The following is a 1,098-nucleotide window of genomic DNA, read 5'->3' as shown; positions in this document are numbered from 1 at the left end:
GGTTTCAGATAAGCAATATGAAAAAGGCGAAGCAGCGCTTAAGAAAGCTGCATCGATCGATCCAAAAAATGTACGCTTGCAGTTGGCATTGGCGAGTTTTTATCGCTCTGCACCGCAAGTGGATCGAGCTCAAGAATTACCTTATTTGCAACGAGCGTTTGAGCTAGCACCTACTCAGCAACAAGTTTTGATTGATATCGCCTCGTATTACACGCGATCAGGTGATCAAGCCACAGCGAAAGCGTTGCTTTTAGATAATGCTAGGGCGCAATCTTCGAACTATACAGCGAACTTTATTGCCGGACAGTATTTGGCGACCTTAGGCGAAGTTGATGGTTCAAATGACTATTTACAGAAAGCACTTCCTTTAGCAGAAAGCACTTCTAACCAAGCTATTGTCCAGGGTGCGCTAGGGCGAAATGCCTTGCTTCAAAATAACAATCAGGAAGCTAAAAATCGTTTCAGTAAAATGCTCGAGTTGTCGCCCAATAGTATGGGGGCATATGCAGGAATTTATGAAGCGTCAACGCGTTTGAATGGGCGTGATGCGGCTGTGAAATCGCTTGAAGAATTAGCAGTGACAAACAAATCAATGGCTGCGTTCCGATCTTTGATTCGTGTTGAACTTGCGAATAGAAACATCTCTGGCGCTGAGCGTGCTTATCAAACAGCAATGACTACTTTGCCTGATCAAGGTGCTGAACTTGCTGATGCGAAAGCTGTTATCGATTATTCGCGTGCGTTGGATTATTTGAAAACAGGGCAGCTTGAAAAAGCACGCCAAGTGGCGACGACGAGCCTAGTTACTAATCCGGGCAATGTGCGTGTTGTTGCGGTGTTGGCTGAAATAGAGATTAAGGCTGGTCAGTTCGAGGAAGCTGAAAAAATTCTTGCGCAGCTCGCAGAGCAACAGGAGCAACTTGGACATATTTACCCTGCTTTGAAAGGCGATCTCGCTTTTGCGAAAAAAGATTTAGCGTCGGCACGCAGCGAGTATGAGGCTGCATGGGCGATTTCTAAGACTCCTGGCGTGGCTGAAAAACTGCATCGTGTACTTGGGTTGTTGAAAGATGATTCTGCACGAACAGCATTTTTAGC

General features: G+C 45.7%; 1 protein-coding gene. It reads left to right on the top strand.

Going from position 1 to position 1,098, the window contains the following annotated elements:
- The coding region (locus A3738_RS23175) for a tetratricopeptide repeat protein (protein ID WP_156504442.1) at positions 1 to 1,098 on the top strand (1,098 nt) is incomplete at both ends.

The sequence above is a fragment of the Oleiphilus sp. HI0066 genome, assembly GCF_001635725.1.
Note: the sequence above shows the minus strand (reverse complement) of the source record. Positions and strands in the feature narration are given on the sequence as shown.